The organism is Actinomadura macra NBRC 14102, from assembly GCF_001552215.1.
Taxonomy (GTDB): domain Bacteria; phylum Actinomycetota; class Actinomycetes; order Streptosporangiales; family Streptosporangiaceae; genus Spirillospora; species Spirillospora macra.
This window is the reverse complement of the sequence record NZ_BCQT01000005.1, coordinates 80827-102322: the sequence shown is the minus strand read 5'-3', so window position 1 is coordinate 102322 and position 21496 is coordinate 80827. Positions and strand designations below refer to the sequence as shown.

21 protein-coding genes and 1 pseudogene are annotated in these 21496 nt (G+C 68.6%); 14 read left to right on the top strand and 8 right to left on the bottom strand.

Annotation, left to right across the window (positions count from 1 at the left end):
* Positions 1-42: 42 nt before the first annotated feature.
* From AMA02S_RS08445 to AMA02S_RS43440, 10 genes are all read left to right on the top strand, one after another.
* Positions 43-1209 (top strand): glutamate--cysteine ligase, encoded by a 1167-nt coding sequence (locus AMA02S_RS08445; protein ID WP_067454763.1) that lies wholly within the window; start codon positions 43-45, stop codon positions 1207-1209.
* A gap of 499 nt (positions 1210-1708) precedes the next feature.
* Entirely contained in the window at positions 1709-2953 is a 1245-nt protein-coding gene (locus AMA02S_RS08440; RefSeq protein ID WP_084264883.1) for a M20 family metallopeptidase, read from the top strand.
* 268 nt (positions 2954-3221) lie between these two features.
* Complete coding sequence (locus AMA02S_RS08435; protein WP_067454310.1) at positions 3222-4277, top strand: BMP family lipoprotein; 1056 nt, start codon at positions 3222-3224, stop codon at positions 4275-4277.
* A gap of 116 nt (positions 4278-4393) precedes the next feature.
* Complete coding sequence (locus tag AMA02S_RS08430) at positions 4394-5932, top strand: ABC transporter ATP-binding protein (RefSeq protein ID WP_067454308.1); 1539 nt, start codon at positions 4394-4396, stop codon at positions 5930-5932.
* The gene (locus tag AMA02S_RS08425; RefSeq protein WP_245667410.1) at positions 5929-7275 is read left to right on the top strand and encodes an ABC transporter permease; all 1347 of its coding nucleotides are present in this window, start codon (positions 5929-5931) and stop codon (positions 7273-7275) included. The genes AMA02S_RS08430 and AMA02S_RS08425 overlap by 4 nt, the downstream gene beginning before the upstream one ends.
* Complete coding sequence (locus AMA02S_RS08420) at positions 7272-8621, top strand: ABC transporter permease (protein WP_067454306.1); 1350 nt, start codon at positions 7272-7274, stop codon at positions 8619-8621. Before AMA02S_RS08425 ends, AMA02S_RS08420 begins: the two co-directional genes overlap by 4 nt.
* A 12-nt stretch (positions 8622-8633) precedes the next feature.
* Positions 8634-9071: a cytidine deaminase gene (locus AMA02S_RS08415; protein WP_245667409.1), complete on the top strand. Its 438-nt coding sequence runs from the start codon at positions 8634-8636 to the stop codon at positions 9069-9071.
* 25 nt (positions 9072-9096) lie between these two features.
* Complete coding sequence (locus AMA02S_RS08410; RefSeq protein WP_067454304.1) at positions 9097-10371, top strand: thymidine phosphorylase; 1275 nt, start codon at positions 9097-9099, stop codon at positions 10369-10371.
* An 89-nt stretch (positions 10372-10460) separates the two neighbouring features.
* On the top strand, positions 10461-12311 hold the full coding sequence (locus tag AMA02S_RS08405) for a Xaa-Pro dipeptidyl-peptidase (RefSeq protein ID WP_245667408.1): 1851 nt from the start codon (positions 10461-10463) through the stop codon (positions 12309-12311).
* A gap of 182 nt (positions 12312-12493) precedes the next feature.
* Positions 12494-14389: an eCIS core domain-containing protein gene (locus AMA02S_RS43440; RefSeq protein WP_067454301.1), complete on the top strand. Its 1896-nt coding sequence runs from the start codon at positions 12494-12496 to the stop codon at positions 14387-14389.
* A 36-nt stretch (positions 14390-14425) separates the two neighbouring features.
* Here AMA02S_RS43440 and AMA02S_RS08395 read toward each other — a convergent pair whose 3' ends face one another.
* The 3 genes from AMA02S_RS08395 to AMA02S_RS08385 form a co-directional block, all read right to left on the bottom strand.
* A complete protein-coding gene (locus AMA02S_RS08395) occupies positions 14426-15040 on the bottom strand; it encodes a TetR/AcrR family transcriptional regulator (RefSeq protein ID WP_084264881.1) in 615 nt (204 codons plus the stop codon).
* A 148-nt stretch (positions 15041-15188) separates the two neighbouring features.
* Complete coding sequence (locus AMA02S_RS08390; protein ID WP_067454296.1) at positions 15189-15491, bottom strand: hypothetical protein; 303 nt, start codon at positions 15489-15491, stop codon at positions 15189-15191.
* A gap of 79 nt (positions 15492-15570) precedes the next feature.
* Positions 15571-15801, bottom strand: coding sequence for a hypothetical protein (locus tag AMA02S_RS08385; protein WP_067454291.1), 231 nt, complete (start codon positions 15799-15801; stop codon positions 15571-15573).
* A 122-nt stretch (positions 15802-15923) separates the two neighbouring features.
* Between AMA02S_RS08385 and AMA02S_RS40035 the strand changes: the two genes are divergently transcribed.
* Entirely contained in the window at positions 15924-16664 is a 741-nt protein-coding gene (locus tag AMA02S_RS40035; protein WP_169806796.1) for a helix-turn-helix domain-containing protein, read from the top strand.
* A 90-nt stretch (positions 16665-16754) separates the two neighbouring features.
* Entirely contained in the window at positions 16755-16967 is a 213-nt protein-coding gene (locus AMA02S_RS08380) for a DUF397 domain-containing protein (protein ID WP_067454287.1), read from the top strand.
* 81 nt (positions 16968-17048) lie between these two features.
* On the opposite strand, the gene AMA02S_RS08375 is transcribed toward AMA02S_RS08380, so the two are convergent.
* Complete coding sequence (locus tag AMA02S_RS08375) at positions 17049-18290, bottom strand: MFS transporter (RefSeq protein ID WP_245667407.1); 1242 nt, start codon at positions 18288-18290, stop codon at positions 17049-17051.
* Between the two features lie 117 nt (positions 18291-18407).
* On the opposite strand from AMA02S_RS08375, the pseudogene AMA02S_RS44925 reads away from it, so the two are divergent.
* Both AMA02S_RS44925 and AMA02S_RS44010 read left to right on the top strand, forming a co-directional pair.
* A pseudogene (locus AMA02S_RS44925) lies at positions 18408-18509 on the top strand (hypothetical protein); the annotation flags it as partial.
* A gap of 19 nt (positions 18510-18528) precedes the next feature.
* Positions 18529-18666, top strand: a complete 138-nt coding sequence (locus AMA02S_RS44010) for a hypothetical protein (protein WP_245667421.1) — start codon at positions 18529-18531, stop codon at positions 18664-18666.
* A gap of 51 nt (positions 18667-18717) precedes the next feature.
* Here AMA02S_RS44010 and AMA02S_RS08370 read toward each other — a convergent pair whose 3' ends face one another.
* The 4 genes from AMA02S_RS08370 to AMA02S_RS08355 all read right to left on the bottom strand — a co-directional run bounded on the left by AMA02S_RS08370 (position 18718) and on the right by AMA02S_RS08355 (position 21390).
* On the bottom strand, positions 18718-19803 hold the full coding sequence (locus tag AMA02S_RS08370) for a CapA family protein (protein WP_218004890.1): 1086 nt from the start codon (positions 19801-19803) through the stop codon (positions 18718-18720).
* A 326-nt stretch (positions 19804-20129) separates the two neighbouring features.
* A complete protein-coding gene (locus AMA02S_RS08365) occupies positions 20130-20573 on the bottom strand; it encodes an SRPBCC family protein (RefSeq protein WP_067454281.1) in 444 nt (147 codons plus the stop codon).
* A 14-nt stretch (positions 20574-20587) separates the two neighbouring features.
* Positions 20588-20941: an ArsR/SmtB family transcription factor gene (locus AMA02S_RS08360; protein WP_067454278.1), complete on the bottom strand. Its 354-nt coding sequence runs from the start codon at positions 20939-20941 to the stop codon at positions 20588-20590.
* Positions 20938-21390 carry an SRPBCC family protein gene (locus AMA02S_RS08355; RefSeq protein WP_067454742.1) on the bottom strand — a complete coding sequence of 151 codons (453 nt, stop codon included), beginning with the start codon at positions 21388-21390 and terminating at the stop codon, positions 20938-20940. Before AMA02S_RS08355 ends, AMA02S_RS08360 begins: the two co-directional genes overlap by 4 nt.
* Between the last annotated feature and the right edge of the window lie 106 nt (positions 21391-21496).

Here is a 21496-nt window from a genome sequence, read left to right as displayed (position 1 = left end):
TGCCACGCAACGACCTGCAAGGATTGTGGACGGAGGTTGGCCGTGGCCATTGACTTCAACCCATCGAACGGGGCGACCCTCGGCATCGAGTGGGAGCTCCAGCTCGTCGATGTGGAGACCAGGCACCTGCGGCAGGACGCACGCGAGGTGCTCGCCGCGCTGCCCGTCCTCGCCGAGGGCACGGGAATCCCCAAGGTCCGTCACGAGCTGATGGAGTCGACGGTCGAGGTCGTGACCGATATCTGTAACACCGTGGGCGAGGCCAAGGACGACCTCGCGGCCACGCTCGCCTCCCTGCGCTCCGCCGCCGCCGAGCGCGACCTCACGCTGGCCTGCACGGGCACCCATCCGATCAGCGACTGGCGCGACGCCGTGATGGCGCCGATGGGCCGCTATGCCCAGCTCATCGAGCAGATGCAGTGGCTGGCCCGGCGCATCCAGACGTTCGGCGTGCACGTCCATGTGGGCATATCGGACGGCGCGAAGGCGATCCCCATCGTGAACGCCCTGTCGGCCTACCTGCCGCACTTCCTGGCGCTCACCGCGTCCAGCCCGTTCTGGAGCGGCAGCGACACCGGCCTCGCCTCGTGTCGGGCCGTGGTCTTCGGCCAGCTCCCGACCGCCGGCCCGCCCCACTCGCTGGACGACTGGGCCGCCTTCGAGGGCTACATGGACACCCTCCTGCGTGCCGGAACGATCCGGAGCATCAAGGAGGTCTGGTGGGATATCCGTCCACATCCGGACTTTGGGACGATCGAGATCCGCATGTTCGACGGCATCCCCACCCTCCGGGAGGTGGGCATGGCCGCGGCCCTCTGCCAGAGCCTGGTGACGCTGTTCGATCAGCAGCTCGACCGGGGCTACACCCTGCCCCGCCCCGCGGCCTGGGTGGTACGTGACAACAAGTGGCGCGCGACCAGATACGGACTCGACGCCATCGTCATCACCGATGACACTGGGAACACCGCACCACTCCGCGACGACCTCTACGAGCTGATCCGGGAACTGGAGCCCGTCTCCGACCGGCTCGGCTGCGCGGAGGAGCTCAAGGTGGCCGGGGAAGTCCTCGAACACGGGGCGCCCTATGAGCGTCAGCGCGCGATCCGCGCCGAGGGCGGCACGCTTGAGAACATCGTCGACGCGGCGATCGTCGAACTAGCGGAGGACAGGTTCGTCACACAGGGGGAGGTTGCTCATGCCGCGACCTGAGGAACCGGGCGGCCGGGACGCGGCGGGCGATCGCCCCACGGGGCCCCGGCACCGGCCTTCCGGCCCCCCGCCGGACGTTCCGCGGACGGAAGCCCGCGGTCGGCCCGGCAAGGGTGACGACAGCACAATCGACCAGACCACCGGGCGGACGCCGTTCGGCTCCGCCATCGCGCAGGGGGCGCACATGACACATCCGGGACACGGGGTGATGCCCGGCCCAGCGGCACCGACCGCCTCGGGGCCAGGGGGCCTCGCGGGGCAGGCGGCGCAGGGCGGGCAGGCGGCACAGGACAGGCGAGCACAGGGCGGACAGCAGGGCCAGGAAGGGCAGAACGCCCAGGAGGGACAGGACGGCCAGGACGGCTCCGGTTCCCCTCCCGCGTCGGGTGTGCCTGACGCGTCCGGCGCGTCCGGCGCGTCCGGCGTGTCTGGTGTGTCCGGGCCGCCTTCCGCGTCCGGCGCGGCGGCTTCCGGGCCGTCCGGCGCAGGCGGCGGAGTGGTGCTCGGCGGCGCGGCGCTGCAACCGCAGCTCGACTCCTTCCTCGCCGGCCACGAGACCGACCTGATCGCGTTCCGCCGCGACCTGCACATGCATCCCGAGCTGGGCTACAACGAGTACCGCACCACGAAGCAGATCGCCGAGCGGCTGCGCGCTGTCGGGCTGGAACCGCGGATCCTCCCGGGCGGCACCGGCCTGTTCTGCGACATCGGCCCGGCCGACGGCACGACCGTCGCGCTGCGCGCCGACATCGACGCGCTCCCGCTGCGCGACGAGAAGGAGGGCGTCCCGTACCGGTCGACGGTCCCCGGCGTCGCGCACGCGTGCGGTCACGACGTCCACACCACGATGGTGCTGGGCGCGGGCCTGTTCCTGGCCCAGCAGGCGGAGGCGGGGCTGCTGCCCGGCCGGGTCCGGCTGCTGTTCCAGCCCGCCGAGGAGACCCCCGGCGGTGCCCTGGACGTGATGGCGGCCGGCGGTATCGCGGGCGTGGACCGCGCGTTCGCGCTGCACTGCGACCCGCGCATCGAGGTCGGCCAGCTCGGGCTGCGCACCGGGCCGATCACCGCGGCCTGCGACAAGGTCTACGTGAAGGTCACCGGTCCCGGCGGGCACACCGCCCGGCCGCACCTGACCGCCGATCTCGTCTACGCGCTCGCCAAGATCGTCACCGAGTTGCCGTCGGCGCTGTCGCGGCGCGTGGATCCGCGCTCCAGCCTGTCGCTGGTGTGGGGCCGGGTGTCGGCGGGGTCGGTCGCCAACGCGATCCCGGACGACGGGATCGCCGAGGGCACCGTCCGCTGCCTGGACGACGAGGCGTGGCACCGGGCGCCGGAGATGATGAAGGCGCTGCTGCAGTCGGTCGCCGCCGCCTACGACGTGGAGGCGTCCCTAGAGTACGTCCGCGGCGTCCCGCCGACCGTCAACGAGGCGACCAGCGTGCAGATGTTCCGGGACGCGGCCGCGCAGGTCATGGACGAGGAGGGTGTCGTTCCCACTCCGCAGAGTCTCGGCGGGGAGGACTTCGGCTGGTACCTGGAGTCGATCCCCGGGGCGCTGGCACGGCTCGGCGTCCGCACTCCAGGCTCACCCGGCGAGTACGACCTGCACCGCGGCGACTTCGACGTCGACGAGCGGTGCATCGCCGTGGGCGTCCGGGTGCTGACCGCGACCGCGCTGACCGCCCTGTGGGAGGGCGGGCGTCCGGGTGACGCCCAGTCCATCCAGGGCGCCGCTCTGGCCTGACCCCCCCGACCCCCGATCTTCCGACCCCCCGCTTTGACTCCCCGTCCCTTCCCCCCGGCTCCCCGGGGGGAAGGGTTCTTCAGAGATGCTCTCCGTTTCGGAACGGTACGCGGCCCTGACCTGTGGCGATATGCCTACGCATTGGTAACGGACCTGTTGCGAAACAGTGCAAGCAGGGAGTTTTCCACCTTCCGCGAGGTAGCGTCCGATCGATTTCGGTGGCCGTACCGGCCGCCGACCGTGGGTCGGCAACGGAAGGAGCGCTACCTTGCGCCGTGGATTGAAGATTTCGCTCGTCACCGTGACGGGTGCGGCGCTGACGCTCAGCGCTTCCGCGTGCGGTGGCAAGAAGGCGGAGACCGGCAGCGGTGACGGTGACGGCAAGAAGACCCTGAAGATCGGGCTCGCCTTCGACATCGGTGGCCGCGGCGACCAGTCGTTCAACGACTCGGCCGCGGCGGGCCTGGACAAGGCCAAGAAGGACCTGAACGTCACCACAGAAGAGATCTCGGCCAAGCCGGATGAACCGGACTCCGACAAGGAGTCGCGCCTGCGTCTGCTGGCCAACAAGGGCTACAACCCGGTCATCGGCGTCGGCTTCGCCTACACCACGTCCCTGGTCAAGGTCGCCAAGGACTTCCCGAACACCAAGTTCCTCGTCGTCGACGCGGACCAGTGCAAGGTCGACGGCGCGAACGTCAAGGGCGCCTGCTTCTCCGAGGAGCAGGGCTCCTTCCTCGTCGGCGCCGCCGCGGCGCTGAAGTCCAAGACGGGCAAGATCGGTTTCATCGGCGGCGTCAACGTGCCGCTGATCAACAAGTTCGAGGCCGGATACGCCGCGGGTGCGAAGAAGGCCAAGCCGAGCGTCAAGGTGCTGCCGGCGAAGTACCTGACGCAGCCGCCGAACTTCGACGGTTTCAAGAACCCGGCGCTCGGCAACGAAGCCGCCAAGGGCCAGCTCGACGCCGGCGCCGACGTGATCTACCACGCGGCGGGCGGCGCGGGCATCGGGGTCATCAAGACCGTCGCCGCGGCCAAGAAGTGGGCCATCGGCGTCGACTCCGACCAGTACAACCTGCCCGCGGTCGCGGGGGCCAAGGAGTTCATCCTCACCTCCATGATCAAGCACGTGGACCTGGCGGTGTACGACTTCGTGGAGAGCGTCGCGAAGGGCACCTTCCAGCCCGGCACGAAGAAGTACGACCTGAGCAACGACGGCGTGGGCTACTCGGCGTCCGGCGGCAAGGTCGACGACATCAAGGCGAAGCTGGACGAGCTGAAGGCCGACATCGTCAGCGGCAAGATCACCGTCCCCACGAAGTAAGGCCGGTGGCCGTGCGCGCCCGCCGGGCGCCATCCTCGGCGAGGATGGCGCCCGGCGCGTGCTTCCCGCGGCCCGCCGACGTCTGAGGCAGCGTCCGAAGGCAGGGAGGGGCACTCGTGCCTGACCAGGTGCCGGCCGTGCGGCTGACATCGATCACCAAGCGGTTCCCCGGCGTGGTCGCCAACCGCGACATCAACCTCACCATCGAGCGCGGCGAGGTGCACGCGCTCTGCGGCGAGAACGGCGCCGGCAAGTCCACGCTGATGAAGATCCTGTACGGGATGCAGCGGCCGGACGAGGGCGGCATCGAGATCGATGGCGAGAAGGTCGCCTTCCGCACCCCCGCGGACGCGATCGGCCGCGGTATCGGGATGGTCCACCAGCACTTCAAGCTGGCCGACAACCTGACCGTGCTGGAGAACGTGATCCTCGGCGCCGAGCCACGGTCCACGGGCCTGCGCCGCGGCCGCATCGACTTCGCCGCCGCCCGCGCGAAGATCAAGGAGATGTCGCGGGCGTACGGGCTGCGCGTCGAGCCCGATGTGCTGGTCGAGACCCTCGGTGTCGGCGAGCGGCAGCGCGTGGAGATCCTCAAGGTGCTCTACCGGGGCGCCCGCGTGCTGATCCTGGACGAGCCGACGGCGGTGCTCGTCCCGCAGGAGGTCGAGGAGCTGTTCGGCAACCTGCGGGACCTGCGCGCCGAGGGCCTGACCGTGCTGTTCATCTCCCACAAGCTGGACGAGATGCTGTCGGTCGCCGACACGATCTCGGTGATCCGGCGCGGTACCACCGTCGCGACGCGGCTGGACCCGTCGCAGGTGACCTCGCGCCGCCTCGCCGAGTTGATGGTGGGATCGGAGCTGCCCACCCCGGAGCTCCGCGAATCCACCGTCACCGAGGACGTCCAGCTCGACCTCGACGGGTTGACGGTCCTCACCCCCGAGGGCCGCCCCGTCGTGGACGGGGTGTCGCTGCGCATCCGCCGCGGCGAGATCGTCGGGCTGGCCGGTGTCGAGGGCAACGGGCAGAGCGAGCTGATCGAGGCGATCATGGGGATCCGGCACGCGGACGCCGGAACGATCTCCTTCGGCGGCGACGACATCACCCACTGGGCGACCCGGCGGCGCCGCGAGGCCGGGATCGCCTACATCCCCGAGGACCGGCACCGGCACGGCCTCGTGCTGGAGGCGACGCTCTGGGAGAACCGGATGCTGGGTCACCAGACCCAGCGGCCGAACGTCCGCGGCCCGTGGGTGGACCGGCGCGGCGCCCGCCGCGACACGACCCGGATCGTCCGCGAGTACGACGTGCGGACACCCGGCATCGAGGTGCCCGCCGCCGCCCTGTCGGGCGGCAACCAGCAGAAGCTCATCGTCGGGCGGGAGATGTCCGGCGAACCCCGCCTGCTGATCGCCGCGCACCCCACCCGCGGTATCGACGTCGGCGCCCAGGCCGCCATCTGGGACCACCTGCGGCAGGCCCGTGCCGACGGGCTGGCCGTGCTGCTGATCAGCGCCGATCTTGAGGAACTCATCGGAATGTCCGACACCCTGCACGTGATCCTGCGGGGCCGGCTGGTCGCGGAGGTCGATCCGCGGTCGGTCACCCCGCAGGTGCTCGGCTCGGCCATGACCGGCGCGGGAGACGCGTCGTGAGCGGCCCGGCGGGCCCCCCGCCCGAGGACCCGTCCACCCCCAAGGACGAGCCCTCCAAGGACGAGCCCCCGAAAGACGAGCCCCCCAAGGACGAGGCGCCGACGAGCCCGGCGCCGCCGGATTCGGGCTCGAAACAGGCCGCTCCCGCCGGGGGCGCGGCCCCGCCGAAGGTTCCGGAGACGGTGCCGTCGTGGAAGGCGATCCTGCGGGGCCTCGGCCCGCGCGGGCTGGCGCTGAAGATCGGCGCGCCCGTGCTGGCGCTGCTGATCTCCCTCGCCATCACGATGATCCTGCTGCGGGTCACCGGCGCCGACCCGGTCAGCTCGATCCAGAGCATGATCGACTACGGCACCACCGAGAACTCGATCGTCGACATCATCGACCGGGCCACCCGCTACTACCTGTCGGCCATCGCGGTGGCGATCGGCTTCCGGATGGCTCTGCTCAACATCGGCGTGGACGGCCAGTACCGGCTGGCGGCGTTCCTGGCGGCGGCGCTCGGCGGGGCGCTGACCCTGCCCGCCCCGCTCGGCCAGATGCTGGTGATCATCGCGGCGATGCTGATCGGCGGGCTGTGGGCGGCGATCGCGGGCGTCCTGAAGGTCACCCGCGGGGTCAGCGAGGTGCTGTCCACGATCATGCTGAACGCGATCGCGACCGGCCTGATCGCCTACCTGCTGAACGACGAGCGGCTCGCCGAGGTCCGGCCCGGCAGCAACAACGTCGCCACCCCCAAGATCCCGGTCGAGGGGCGGGTCGGGCCGCTGAACGGCTTCCTGTCCTCGATCGGCATCGACCTGCCCGGCCACGTGTACGGGCTGCTGCCCCTCGCGATCGTCGTCGGGGTGGTGTTCTGGATCGTCATCAACCACACCCGGTTCGGCTTCGACCTGAAGATCTCGGGGCTGTCCCCGTCCGCCGCGCAGGCCAGCGGGGTCAGCGCCAAGCGCATGGTCGTCGTCACGATGGTGGCGTCCGGAGCGGTGGCGGGCCTCATCGGGATGCCGGAACTGCTCGGCGCGTCCTACGAGTACTCGCTGAACTTCCCGGCGGGCCTCGGCTTCACCGGTATCACGGTGGCGCTGCTCGGCCGCAACCATCCGGTCGGCATCGCGCTCGCCGCGCTGCTGTTCGCGTTCCTCGACCAGACCTCCGACGTGCTCCAGGAGGTCGATGTGCCCAAGGAGATCGTCGGGGTGATGCAGGGCGTGGTGGTGCTGACCGTCGTCATCGTCTACGAGCTGGTGCGGCGCTGGGAGATCCGGCTTCAGCAGCGGACCGTCGCCGACGAGCTGGCCACCGGCCGCGACCTGGCCCGTGAGGCCGCTGGGAGGGCCTCATGACCGCGACCGGGGTTCTCGACAAGGTGAAGGCGGCCGGCGGGTCGAAGCTGCGCTGGCCCCACTACCTGCTCATCGCGTCCGGGCTGCTGGTGCTGCTGTCGCTCGTCCGGGTGCTGGACGGCGCGGACGACGTCACCTCCAGCGGGACGGTCAGCGCCGCGCTCCGCCTCGCCGTGCCGATCTTCCTCGCCGGTCTCGGCGGGCTGTGGTCGGAGCGCTCCGGCGTGATCAACATCGGCCTTGAGGGCATGATGATCCTCGGGACGTGGACGGGCGCGTGGGCCGGGTACCAGTGGGGTCCATGGGTCGGCGTCGTGTTCGGCATCCTCGGCGGAGCGCTCGGCGGGCTGCTGCACGCGGTGGCGACCGTGACGTTCGGCGTCGACCACATCGTGTCCGGCGTCGCGATCAACATCCTCGGGCTCGGCCTCACCCAGTTCCTCGCCGGGCTGATCTTCAACACCGGCGAGGCGAAGGCGCTCGGCGGCGGGCCCCGGCAGTCCCCGCCCCTCGACCCCATCCGGACGTTGACACTGCCAGTGCTGTCCGGCGGCGAGATCGGCGGCTGGAAGAGCCCCGACTGGCTCGGCTCGCTGGAGCGGCACCACTGGTTCCTGGTGTCGGACGTGGCGGGCATCCTGCGCGGCGTGACCAGCGGTATGTCGCTGCTGACGCTGGTGGCGATCCTGCTCGTCCCGGTGAGCTTCCTCATCCTGTGGCGGACGGCGTTCGGGCTGCGGATCCGCTCGTGCGGCGAGGACCCGTACGCCGCCGAGTCGCTGGGCGTGAACGTCTACCGGATGAAGTACGCCGCGGTCGTCATCTCGGGCGGCTTCTCGGGCCTGGCCGGCGCGTTCCTCGTCACGGTCGCCGCACCGCTCTACCAGGACGGCCAGACCGGCGGCCGCGGCTACATCGGCCTCGCCGCCATGATCTTCGGCAACTGGCGTCCGGGCGGCCTGGCCGCCGGATCGCTGCTGTTCGGCTACACCGACGCGATGAACGTGCGCGGCGGCGGCCAGTCCGTGCACGCGCTGCTGCTGTTCGTCACCGTCCTGCTGGTCGCCGTCGCGGTCTGGCAGGCGGTCCGCGCGGGCCGGTTGCGGCCACAGATCAGGACCGACCTCGGTCGCCGCGAGGTCCGGGGCGCCTCCGTCGGCGCGGTGTTGTCGCTGGTCGCGGCCGCGGGCCTGCTGGCGTGGTTCCTCGCGAGCGACAGCGTGCCCGGTGAGCTGGTGTCCTTCACCCCGCACCTGGTGACGCTGCTGGTCCTGGCGTTGGCGAGCCAGCGACTCCGGATGCCCGCCGCGGACGGTCTGCGGTACCGCAGGGGCGAGGCGCGGTAGACGATACGGGGTATGACGAACACGGGCATGACGAACACGGGTGGCACGAACATCGACTGGCCCGCGCTACGGACCGCCGCGAGCGAGGCGAAGGAGCGGGCCTACTGTCCCTACTCGAACTTCCCCGTCGGCGCCGCCGCGCTGGTGGACGACGGCCGCGTGATCACCGGCTGCAACGTGGAGAACGCCTCGTACGGGCTCGGCCTGTGCGCGGAGTGCGCCATCGTCTCGGCGCTGCACGGCCCGGGGAAGTCGAAGAACCCCCGCCTGGTCGCGCTGTCGGTCGTCGACGGGCACGGGAACCCGCTGATGCCGTGCGGGCGCTGCCGGCAGTTGCTGTGGGAGTTCGGCGGCGCGGAACTACTGGTGGAGACGGTCCGGGGCATCCTGCCCATGGTGGAGGTCCTGCCGGACGCGTTCGGCCCCGACGACCTGATAGAGCGGCGCTGATAGACCCGCAGGAGAGAGGATCCCTTTGGACGCCATCGATGTCATCCGCGCGAAGCGCGACGGCGGGACGCTGACGCCCGAGCAGATCGACTGGGCGGTGGACGCCTACACGCGCGGCGCCATCGCCGAGGAACAGATGTCGGCGCTGGCGATGGCGATCCTGCTGAACGGGATGACCCGTCCCGAGGTGGCCCGGTGGACGGACGCGATGATCCGGTCCGGGGAGCGGATGGACTGGTCGGCGCTGGACCGTCCGACCACCGACAAGCACTCCACCGGGGGCGTCGGAGACAAGATCACGCTGCCGCTCGCGCCGGTCGTGGCGGCCTGCGGCGCGGCCGTGCCCCAGCTGTCGGGGCGCGGCCTCGGCCACACCGGCGGCACGCTGGACAAGCTGGAGTCGATCCCCGGCTGGCGGGCGTCCCTGTCCAACGAGGAGATGCTCGGCGTCCTCGCGGAGGCGGGCGCGGTGATCTGCGCCGCGGGCGGCGGCCTCGCCCCCGCCGACCGAAAGCTCTACGCGCTGCGCGATGTGACCGGCACCGTCGAGTCGATCCCGCTGATCGCCTCATCGATCATGTCGAAGAAGATCGCCGAGGGCACGGGCGCGCTCGTGCTGGACGTCAAGGTCGGCTCCGGCGCGTTCATGAAGACCGCCGCCGACGCCCGCGAGCTGGCCGAGACGATGGTCGCCATCGGGACCGACCACGGCCTGCGCACGGTCGCGCTCCTCACCGCGATGGACCGTCCGCTCGGCAACGCGGTCGGCAACGCGGTCGAGGTGGCCGAGTCCGTCGAGGTGCTGGCCGGAGGTGGCCCGTCCGATGTGGTGGAGCTGACCGTCACGCTGGCCCGCGAGATGCTCGCCGCCGCCGGCCTCAGCGGCAAGGACCCGGCCGACGCGCTGCGGGACGGCACCGCGATGGACGTCTGGCGCCGGATGATCTTCGCGCAGGGCGGTGACCCGTCCGCGCCGCTGCCCGAGGCGGCCGAGACGCACCAGGTGCTCGCGCCGTCCTCGGGTGTCCTGACCAGGCTGGACGCGTATGGCGTCGGCGTCGCGGCCTGGCGTCTCGGCGCCGGACGAGCCCGCAAGGAGGACCCGGTGTCGTTCGGCGCGGGTGTCATCTGCCATGCCAAACCGGGCGATACGGTCACACAGGGGCAGCCTCTGCTCACCCTCCATGCCGACGACGAGGCGCGTTTCGCCCGCGCCCTGGAGTCCCTGGACGGTGCCTTCGACGTCTCCGAAGGCGGCACAGCGGACCGTCACCCCCTGGTCATCGACCGGATCGCATGAACTGAGAGGTTTGTTAACTATCACCGTTGACCGGTGTTCTATCCCCTCTGGAAGCTGATCAGGTTTATGTCAGCTTCGGAGGAGCAACGGTGCGACTCTCACTACTGTCCGTCGCGGCCTTCGCGGGCATGACCGGCCTTCTCGCCGGCACCATGCCCGCGTTCGCCGACACCGGACGTCCGCACATCGTCGTCAAGGACGGCAAGACCCAGCCCACGTTCTCCTTCAAGGACGCCGTCCGCGAGAAGGTGTTCGTCGAAACGAACGTGGACAGCGACCACGACGGCAAGCGCGACCGCGTCTCGGTCTTCATCACCCGTCCCAAGGAGACCGACGGGGGGCTCAAGGTCGCCTCCATCCTGGAGGGCAGCCCCTACTACGCCGGGCTGCACGACACCCCGTACCACCCGGCCGACGTCACCGACTACCCGCGGCTCGCCGCCTGGAACGTACCGACGGCACCGCCCGGCCCGACGAGCTACTCGCGCGTCTACTACGACAACTACTTCGTCTCCCGCGGCTACGCCGTCCTCGCCGCCGACACCCTCGGCACCGGCGACTCCGACGGCTGCCCCACCGCCGTCGGCCCCAACGAGACCGACGGCATGACGTCCGTCATCAAGTGGCTCACCGGCAAGGCCACCGCCTACGACGCCGCCGGCAAGAAGATCAGCGCGGGCTGGTCGACGGGCAACGTCGCCATGGCCGGCAAGTCCTACGACGGTACCCTCCCCCTCGCCGCCGCCGCGACCGGCGTCAAGGGCCTGAAGACGGTCGTCTCCATCTCCGGCGTCGCCAACTGGTACGACGAGTACCGCGCCAACGGAGGCGTCGTCGCCCCGGACGGCTGGGAGGGCGAGGACCTCGACCTGCACGCCAAGGTCGTGCTGTCACGCCGGAACCCGGGGATCTGCGAGAAGATCATCAAGAGGCTCGAACCCGGCATGGACCGCGTCACCGGCGACTACAACCGCACCTGGGACGAGCGGAACTTCGCCAAGAGCGCGCCCGACTTCAAGGCCAGCGTCTTCATGACCAGCGGCCTCGCCGACTGGAACGTCAAGCCCATCCAGATGTCCCTGCTCTGGGAGGGCCTGAAGAAGGCCGACGTCAACCGCAAACTGTGGATCCACCAGGCCGCCCATGACGAGCCCCTTGACGTCCGCAAGAGCGTGTGGCTGGAGACCCTGAACCTCTGGTTCGCCCACGAGCTCTACGACGTCCGCAACGACATCATGCGCCAGCCCCGCGTCGACCTGGAGCGCACCCCCGGAACGTGGGAGACGTACCGCGACTGGCCCGACAAGTCGGCCCGCCCGGTAAAGCTGGGCCTGTCGACCGGTGTCCTGGGCGAGCGCGGGCGCGGCACCGACACCCTCGTGGACGACCCGTCCCGCACGGCCGAGAACCTCGCCGCCAACGAGGACAAGCCCGACCCGAACCGCCTGATGTACCTCACGCCCAAGCTGACGAAGGCCACCAAGCTGAGCGGGACCGCCCGGATCAAGGTCCGCGCGTCCGTCGACGGCAAGTCCCCGTACCTGTCGGCCCTCCTGGTCGACTACGGCACCGACGAGCGCATCTCCGGCTTCGCGCCGACCTCGGGCACCTGGTGCTACGGCGACTCCATCCCCGGCGACCAGGGTTGCCGTGCCAACCGCGGCTACTCCACCGCCGTCACCCCGTTCAAGATCGTGACGCGTGGCTGGATGGACGTCCGCAACCGGCACAGCGCGTCCGTCACCGAACCCATCAAGGCCGGTAAGGAGTACACCTTCTCCTGGCCGATGCAGCCGTATGACTACGTCTTCAAGCCCGGCCACCGCATCGGACTGATGGTCCTGGCCACCGACCACGCCTACACCCTCCGCTACCCGGCCGGCACCAAGGTCGCGGTAGACCTCCACGGAAGCAGCCTCACCCTCCCTCTCACGAAGTAGCTACTTCACGAGGTCGCTGGGCCCCGCCATCCGAGTCGGGTGGCGGGGCCCTTGCGCCGGCACAGGAAGTGTCGATGCGTGCAGCTCGGACTGCCCCCCATGCTGCCCTTCCGTCCTGGGTGAGGCCGACCGCAGGCCGCTAGCTTCTGTTGGGCCTGCGCTCTCGTCCCAAGGAGGCAAACGTGCGCGCACAGGAAGAGCGGCGTGACGGCCAGGGCACCACCGCCACCGGGCGGAAGAGGTCCTCGGAAGGCGCGAGGGTGGCGCAGGCGGCACACGCATTCGCCTCGGGGCAGGCGGCGGTGCTGCCGCCGACCTCGGTGATGGCCTTGCAACGTATGGTCGGCAACACCGCGCTCGGCCGCCTGCTCGGGCAGGACGAGCAGGAGCAGAACTCACCGCCCCCCGGCGGGCCCAGCGAAGTGCAGCGCTCCCCGGTTCACGACGTGCTGCGCTCCCCGGGGCGTCCTCTGGACCAGGGGGTGCGGGCCGACATGGAGGCCGCGCTCGGCACGGATTTCTCCGACGTCCGCGTGCACACCGACCGCGCCGCGCATGAATCGGCTGTGTCGGTCAGCGCGCAGGCGTACACCTCCGGCTCGCACATCGTCTTCCAACAGGGCGGCTATGACGCCTCGTCGTCCTCGGGACGGCGGCTGCTCGCCCATGAGCTCACCCATGTCGTCCAGCAGCGCTCGGGCCCGGTCGCCGGAACCGACACCGGCGACGGGCTGGCCGTCAGCGACCCGTCCGACCGGTTCGAGCGCGAGGCGGAGCAGGTGGCCGCCCAGGTCGTCGACGGGGCCGGGCAGGTCGCCGTCGCACGTTCGGTGAGCGCCGCGACCCAGGCCCAGGCCCAGGGCTCGGCTGAGGCCATACCCGTCGCCCGGCTGATGAGCCTCGAAACCTTCAAGCAGCGCACCAAGAAGAAGCGCGGGCACAAGATCGTCCCAGTCGAGCAGGCGCTCGCCGACTATCACGCGCTGCCACAGCAGGATTTCGTTGCCAGACGCGCGCAACTGGAGCGGCTCAGAACGGCGGCCAGTGACTACCTCAGAACGTCGAAGACCAAGAAGCACGAGGGTGTGGTCAACGAGGTGGTCGGGGAGTCGCATGGCGAGTCGAACAGCATGCGCCTGGACGCCGTCATCCAGGGGGTTCGCGAACGGGCCACGGGCCACCAGCAGATCTACACATTGATCATCGCCGTTAACCAGGTCGCGGACAGGGTGGGCCGGCTGCGCAGGCTGATGCAGGCCCAAGACGCCATCGTCGCCGAACAGGCGCACACTGACGCGGACATCGACAGCGACCTGGGCTTTCTCGTCGGCGAGGTCGCGAACTGGCTGTCCATCGTCGCCGGCCCCCTGACACCGGACGAGGCGCGCGCCCTCGTCGGCGACGACCTGGCACGCCTCACCCGCCTGAGCACCGACCCCGCCGTCCCGGAGATCACCCGGACCATCCTGAGCGAGCTGCTGGCGAATCAGGGTCTCGTCAACTTCACCCAGGGCACGCCGGGAACCACGCTCTCGCGTCCCGGTGACCCCGGGAAGTACACCCTCAAGCACAAGATGGATCAGCCGGGCGCAACGACTGAGCGCCTGGGCTCCCTCGCGCACGAGCTCACCCACGTCGACGCGGGGGAGTCGTACGACAACACCGCGATCCTGCTGCTCTTCAAGCAGGGGTTGACGGACGAGGAGATCGGCCGGCTGGCCGTCCAGCGCCGGGCCGTGAACGACCGGCTGCGGGTTCTGCTCAACGCCCATCAGGGACTCGCCGCCAGCCAGGAGCAACTCTTCGAGTACAAGCTGGATTACATGGTCGAGGAAAACAGGCTGGGGCACTATGCCACGAACTATCGCAACTCCCGCAAGATCGACCAGGCCACCTACGACAGGATCATGGCCCTCAACACTCTGACCGGCCGCAACAACGGGCTGCTGGTGGAATACGACACCGTCCTCAACCAGCTCCTCGTCTACCTGCACCAATGGGGAGTGGACCCCGAGACGCCGCTCTACGCGGAGACGCTCGGTTTCGCCGAGGATGCGCGGCGGGAGCGACGGAGCTGACCGTTCGGCCGTCCCCATCCGGCGGAGCGGCCCGCCTCACGTCCCGTCCGCCTCCGAGCGCACGCCGGAGACGGCGATGTCGAGCAGGCGGTCGGCCGTCGCGGCACCGGCGCCCGCCTGCTCGGTGACCATGGAGATGCCGTTGACGAGCATGAGCAGATCCATGATCACGATGTCCGGCCGGACGGCGCGCGCCGCGTGGGCGCGAGCGAGCAACTCGTCGCCCGCGCTCACGATCATGTCCTGAACCGTCGTGCCCAGGGGACTGTCGGCGGAGCCGCACATCAGCGAGGTGGAGAGCCCCCGGTTGGTCGCGGCGTGGCGGGCGACCGCGCGCAACCAGGTGACCAGGGCGCCCCCCGGATCCGGATGGGTGGTCAGGTCGCGGGCGGTCGCGCACAGGGTTTCGACCGTGTCCCGGAAGACGGCCTCCAACAGGGTCTGCCGCGAGGAGAAGTGCCGGTGCAGGGTCGCCGACCCGACACCGGCACGGCGGGCGATCTCCTCCAAGGACGCCTCGGCCCCTTGTTCGGCGACAACCGAGACGGCCGCGTCGAGGATCCGGTCACGGTTGCGGCGCGCATCGGCCCGCATCGGCCGCCCGCTCTGGATCGACCCGCCCGGGACCGACGGTGCGCTGCCCTGCGACATGGAACCTCCAGCGAGAAGCCCGCCAAAACGGGGTGGCCCTCCATATCGTACCCGAGTATAAATGGGGTGCCACCCCATTTATGGGGACGGGGCGCGGTCGCTGAGGAATTGCCGCGCCGTCCGAGTGCGGCGCCCTCGCTCGCCGTGTTCAGAGGCGCATCAGTTCGCGGATGAGGACGGCCACGGCCCCGTCGATGTCCTGCACCGGCTTGATCAGTCGTCCGTCCGTCCAGGTGAACCACCACGCGACCCGCGCATAGTCGCATCCCACCTCGACCGGCGGCCCGGTCCCACCATGCCGGACGACGCTCAACGCTGGCGCGTTATCTCGTTCCACCACCCCGCAAGCCAACGCCGGCCGAGTTTCCACGGCCGCGCGCAGCGTATCGAGATGCACGAGCCGCTCATCACGACGGGCGATGATCGCGTGCCAGCTCACGCCCATGAACATCCACCTCTCATATCGCGTTGGAACGGCGCGGCCGATGGGCCCGGGGGGAACGTCCACCGGCCGCGCCGCGTACTGCGGATCACCGGAACCTGACGCTCGCCTTCTCGGCCTGCCCTCGCAGGGCCTCGCGCAGCAGCTGCGCCGAGGGGAACATGAGCGTCGGCTCGACGCCCGCCCTCGGGTCGTGCAGGCTGGCGACCCACTCGCCCAGCCCGCCGTCCCGCCTCACCGCCCGCCAGATCCGCCACCCCGCAAAGTCGGCCCGAAGCCGCCCAAGCTCCTGCTCGTCAAGCTGCGCTCGCGTGCTCATCCCGGAACCCCTGACTCGTTCTGCCTCCGCTTTCGCCTCCCTACCCTCACAGCGATGACTACTCTGAGCTACAACCCCACCACACCCCAGAAGGCACCCCAGAGCCCCCAGGGAGGCCCCTCGTGACGAAGGAACAAGACGGCTACACCCGCGACCCGGTCCTCCGTGCTTTCGGGGTGGTCCTGCGCTCCTACCGGGAACAGGCAGGAGTCTCACGGCCTCAACTCGCGCAGGCACTCGGCTGTCAGCCGGGTTGGATTGAAAAACTGGAGACTGCGCAAAAGCCCTGCTCGGAGGCTACGGCCGATGACCTAGACGTGTATTTCGAGACGCCTAAGCGAATGTTTTGGAGCATGTGGTTGGAGATCAAGCGTGAAGGCAAGCACCTTGCGGCGCCTCCAGGGTTTTCCAGATACGCCGAGATTGAGGCTAAGAGCATAGCGATTCGCTCCTTCGAAGCGCAGGTTGTCCCTGGCATACTTCAGACACCCGGCTATGCGCGGGCCGTCATGAGTTCCGCCTTGACCCTTGATTCACTGGATGAGCGGGTGGCCTCGCGAATGAAGCGGCAGGAAATCCTTAAGCGTGCCGACGCGCCCCGTATGTGGTTTGTCCTGGACGAAGCGGTGCTGCGCCGATGCGTCGGTGGTCCAGAGGTGATGGTAGAACAGTTGAAGTGGTTGGTTGAGATTGCAACATCAAACTTCCGAGTTGAGATTCGGATGCTGCCATTCTCATCGATAACTTACGCCAGCCTCGATGGCGCCTTCAAAATCCTAACTCTTCCCGGAGGGGCGGATCTTGCCTATCATGAAGGGTCCGGAGGTAAGTCAGGTGATAGAGGACGGGATTGCAGTGGCTGAGTACAGAATACGCTTTGACCTGGTGATGGGCGAGTCTCTTCGGACCGAAGACTCCCTAAAGATGATCAAGAAGACCTTGGAGGACTACACGTGAGCGCGCAGGATCTTCCTAGCGGCGAGTGGCGCAAGAGCCGTCGCAGTAGCGGCCAGGGTGGTGACTGCGTGGAGGTCGCATCGTTCATCCCCATGATTGCCATTCGTGACTCGAAGGACCCGGAGGGGCCGAGGCTGGTGTTCGGTGCCGGTGCGTGGCGGGTGTTCGCTCAGCAGGTGAAGGCGAGGCAGTTCGACCTGGAGGGGTAGCCCACATCCGCCTAGCAGGTGGACGTGGTGGCTCTCGGGTGGTTGGTACCTGCCTTCAGGGGTGAGCAGGGGTGCGATAGGTCATGCGGCCGGGACCTCTTCGGACGGTGTTGCTGCCTCTGGAGCGGGCATGTGCGTCCGTTTGGGAAGGAAGAGGGGGGTTCCGAGCAGGAGGACTCCGGAGATGGTGATCGCGATGAGCGGGCTGGTGAGTGTGGCGAGGACGCCCCAGACCACCATGAGGGTGGCCTGCGCGAGTCTGCTGCTGATGCTCCACGCGTTGAGGACTTGCGCCGCATGATCGGCGGGAGTGCGTTGCAGGCGTTCGGTCGCATTGATGGGGTTGAAGATGCCCATGCTGAAGATCAGCAGACCCTCGACGACGATCACCGTGAGCAGGCCGGGGATGCCGGGCCGGGTGAGGGCGAGTCCGAGCGGGAAGATCGAGCGCAGCCAGCCGAAGACGATCAAGATGCGGTGGCGACCGTAGCGGGTGACGAGGGGCGCGGAGAGGCGGGCGCCCGCGAAGCCGCCGAGCGCTGGGATGCCGAAAGCGAGACCGTACTGCCAGGCGGAGAAGTGGTACTGGCCTAGCAGGAGGACGGTCAGGATCGGAGCGGTGGCCATGATCAGACCGCCGACCGTCATCGAGTTGAGGAACAGGCGCCGCAGGACGCGGTCGTGAAGGATGTGGCGCCAGCCGTTGAGAAGGTCGGTGGGCCGCAACCTGGTGACCGCGTCGCGGGGTGCTGCGACGTCACCTCCGCGGATGCGAAGGACCCCGAGAGCGGACAGCAGGTAACTGAGGGCATCGACGGCGACGGTGATGACCGGGCCGAGCAAGCCGATGAGCGCTCCGCCGAGAGGCGGGCCGGCTGCGGTCGCCATCCAGTTCGTGCCCTCGAACCTCCCGTTCGCGATGAGGAGAAGGTCTCTGTCGACGAGGTATTTCAGGTACGCGCCGGATGCGGCGGTGAAGGCGATGCTCGCCGTTCCGGAGATGACCGAGACGACCAGCAGTTGGCTATAGGACAGCAGGCCGAAGGGGTACGCGAGCGGAACGCTCGCCATGGCGAGGAAGCGGATCAGGTCCATCGCGACCATCACGGTCCGCTTGGCCCGGTGTTCGACCCACGGTCCGAGCGGGACCGCGAAGATCGCGGCAACGGCGAGCCCGGCGGCGCTGAGGATCGAGACGGCGAATGCCTGCGAGTGCAGGACCCGGACCGCGATCAGCGGGAACGCCCCGAAGGCGATCCATGTGCCGTAGGTGCTGACGGCGTAGGCCGACCACAGCCACCCGAAGCCGGCTCCCAGTTTCACGCGCACGCGGCTCCTCACGACAACCGGCAGTTGGGTGCAGAAGCACATCAGCCAGGTGGAGCGAGATCAAACAACCGATCCTTGACGAGCCACAACCATCGGTTGTGCGTGCCTTAGGTGAGCCAGCGGACACCGAGGCATTGCGATCGTTCGGCCGAACTCGGACGGGTGCAACATGCGGCCGATGAGCTGGGTGTGACGCAGCAGGCTCTCTCCAAGTGGATCGCTGTCCTGGAGCGTGAGCTGGGATTCCGTCTGTTCACACGAGGTACTCGTGGACGCCCTCGCGGGCTCCGCGGACGTGGCCACTCTCGTCGGAGCACGCGACCGGTACATCTGGCCGGCGAACACGATCTACACCGCATCCCTGTCGTGAACCCGACCCTCGCCTATCCACTCTCGCTCCTCCTTCGATATCGCACGTGTTCTATTTTTGGGGCGAGGCGAGTGGAACGTTGTATCCGAGGCTCCGCACGACTTTTGTTGTGCTGCTCACCGTGGCCTGGTTCGGCGAGTTCTGGCTCAGCGTGCGGACCCTGATGGGGCTGGCCGTGACGAGAGTGGGGACGAAGGAGGGCTGTGCCTTCCACCGGTTCTCGGAATCTCGGGTGAAGGTGAGGCGCGCGACGATTCCCTCGTGCGTGGCCTGAGTGTTCGCGGTCGGATTGGCGACCTGATTGCCCATGCCGTACACGACCCACTTACCGTTGATCTGCTCGAATGGCTGGACGACGTGTGCGTGGCAGCCGAGGATCAGATCGATATTGCGGGCGCCCAGCAACTTTTTCGCCACACTGCGCTGCTCGGCCGTGGCCTCGTGCTGGTACTCCGTTCCCCAGTGGAGGCTGACGATCACGACTTCGGCGCCGGACTCCTTGGCACGGTCCGCGTCAGCGATGATCTTTTCGGGGTTCAGGCCGACATTCACGATCCAGGGTTTTCCGGCGGGCTTGGGTATGCCGTTGGTGCCGTAGGTGTAGGAAAGTTGTGCGACCTTCACCCCCTTCACGTCCAGCATATTGATCTTCTTCGCGTCCTCCGCGCTCAGGGCCGTGCCGGCGTGCTGGATGCCCGCATTGTCGAGGTCGTCGATCGTGCGGCGCACACCTGGTTCTCCCTGGTCGAGGGCGTGGTTGGAGGCGGTGGAACAGGTGTCGTAGCCGAGCCAGCGGATCGTGTCCACGATCTGTGGTGGAGAGCTGAACGCCGGATAGCCGAGAAAGGGCCCCGAGGGTGGGGCCAAGGGAGTCTCGACGTGGCAGATTCCCAAATCCGTCTTGCTGATGACGGGTTTGAGCTGCGCGAGCATCGGGTCGAAGTCGAACCCCTTCTTCCCTCTGGCGCTCGCATCCGCGGCACCCTGCGCAGTCACGACCTTGTGCAGGAGGAAGTCGCCGGTCCCCGCCACGGTGAATCGATCTGTCCCGTCACCGCTGGATTCGGTCGCCCCGCGCTGGCCCGCGGGGCGGTCGTCACCACCGCTGCATCCCGACAAGGCGGCGAGCCCGAGCACACCGGTCAGCAGGACGCATGTCGTGCATCCGCCGAAGGTGAGCCGTCGAGCGTTCGAGGTCTTTCCAACGGATACTGAAGTTCCCATACATAAGGGTCTTCGACCTCTTAATTCGCTCGAAACGGCAACTTACCGGAAGTTGGACAATCGCTAGAAGTGCCTTTGTCGGAACTATTGAAAGTGGTGCTAAAAGTGCGTCATGTCGGGCTTATGGTAAACGCGCCGGATTTGACCTGGTTATGTACGACGGGCTGGATGCGCCTCCTCCGGCGCCTCCTCCGGTGGAGGCACCGGAGTGATGGCGCCGGTGGAGGCGGTGTCCTGCCTCAGTCCCAGTTGTCGATCTTGACGTCGTGGGGGGCCGGAGCGCCCTTCCCGGTCTCGACCAGGGACTTCAGGCTCATCAGGAAGATCGCCCACTTGGTGCTGCAGTGGTGCATGGACTCCACCGGCTCCTTCCAGCCCTCGTGCTTGAAGAGGACGATGGCGTGTTCGTCGGCCTGGTCGAGGTCCCAGCTCACCTGGGTGCCGATCCATTCCCCGGGGCCGTCGAGCACCTCCCACAGCACGCGCTTGCCGGGAACGAGCTCACGGATTTTCATGTCGAACCCTCCGGCCTCGAACCGGAATTTGAGAACGCCGTCGACGTTGTCGCCCTCGCCTTGCGTGTCGGTCGTCCACCATCCGGCGAGCCCTTCGACGGTGGTCAGGGCCGTGTAGACCTCGGCCGTCGACGACTTGATTCCTACTCTGTGCAGAATGTCCACCATTTCTGGTCCCTCTCTCATTGCTGGATGCCGGGCTGGCCCTTACTGCGTTGGATGACCTCGGCGATCTGCTTGATGCGCCGGAGCCTGGCGTCCCAGGCCGCACCCACCGAGGAGAGTTGGGCGACCGCGCGAGCGAGTTGCGCCTCGTCCACCCGGTACCTCTTCTCTCGTCCGGCGGGTGCCGCGTGCACCAGACCGACGCGGTCGAGAACGTCGAGATGTTTCGCGATGGCCTGTCGGGTCACGGGAAGCTGCCTGCTGAGACCGGTGGCCGTGCCATCGCCGTCCGCCAGGAGCAGGTCGAGCATCCGCCGGCGCGTCGGGTCCCCGACCGCGGACCACAGGTCGTCGTCGACGGCGGCGGTCATGGGGCCGACACCAGCCGCGCGACGTACTCGCCGAGCCGGGGGACGTAGGTGTCCCAGCCGACGACGTGATCGCGGTACTGCTCCTCCAGCTTGGCGGCCTCCCAGCCCATCTCCCGGAAGCCGGTCTCGGTGAGCCGGATCCGTGTGCCCGTGCCCGACGGGGTGAGTTCGAAGGTGATCAGCAGCGTGTTGGCGGCGTCATCGACCTTTCCGTCGGGGTAGCACCAGCGGAACGAGAACAGCCGGGGCGGCTCGGTCTTCACCACGGTTATGGGAAGGACGTCCGTCCTGTCGCCCCAGACGAGCTCACCGACGGCGCCAGGCTTGGCTTCGATGTCGGCTTCGTCGGCCCACCATTGCGAAATGTGCTCGGGGCGGCTGACGACCTCGAAGACCACCTCGGGTGAGGCGTCGACGTGGATCTCGCGTTCGATGCTGCCGTACTCCATGCGCTTCACCTCCATATGCAACCTTTGGTTGCGTGTAACGGTAGCGCGCGTCCCATGGTTGCGCAACCATCGGTTGCGGTTGCCGGAGATGGTCATCCCGATCGCA

Coding starts and splice junctions, on each gene's coding strand:
- AMA02S_RS08365 (WP_067454281.1), bottom strand. CDS start 20,573: ATGGTGGACATTCTGCACAGAGTAGGAATCAAGTCGTCGACGGCCGAG.
- AMA02S_RS08385 (WP_067454291.1), bottom strand. CDS start 15,801: ATGAGCACGCGAGCGCAGCTTGACGAGCAGGAGCTTGGGCGGCTTCGG.
- AMA02S_RS08420 (WP_067454306.1), top strand. CDS start 7,272: ATGACCGCGACCGGGGTTCTCGACAAGGTGAAGGCGGCCGGCGGGTCG.
- AMA02S_RS08360 (WP_067454278.1), bottom strand. CDS start 20,941: ATGACCGCCGCCGTCGACGACGACCTGTGGTCCGCGGTCGGGGACCCG.
- AMA02S_RS08390 (WP_067454296.1), bottom strand. CDS start 15,491: ATGTTCATGGGCGTGAGCTGGCACGCGATCATCGCCCGTCGTGATGAG.
- AMA02S_RS08355 (WP_067454742.1), bottom strand. CDS start 21,390: ATGGAGTACGGCAGCATCGAACGCGAGATCCACGTCGACGCCTCACCC.
- AMA02S_RS08415 (WP_245667409.1), top strand. CDS start 8,634: ATGACGAACACGGGCATGACGAACACGGGTGGCACGAACATCGACTGG.
- AMA02S_RS08395 (WP_084264881.1), bottom strand. CDS start 15,040: ATGTCGCAGGGCAGCGCACCGTCGGTCCCGGGCGGGTCGATCCAGAGC.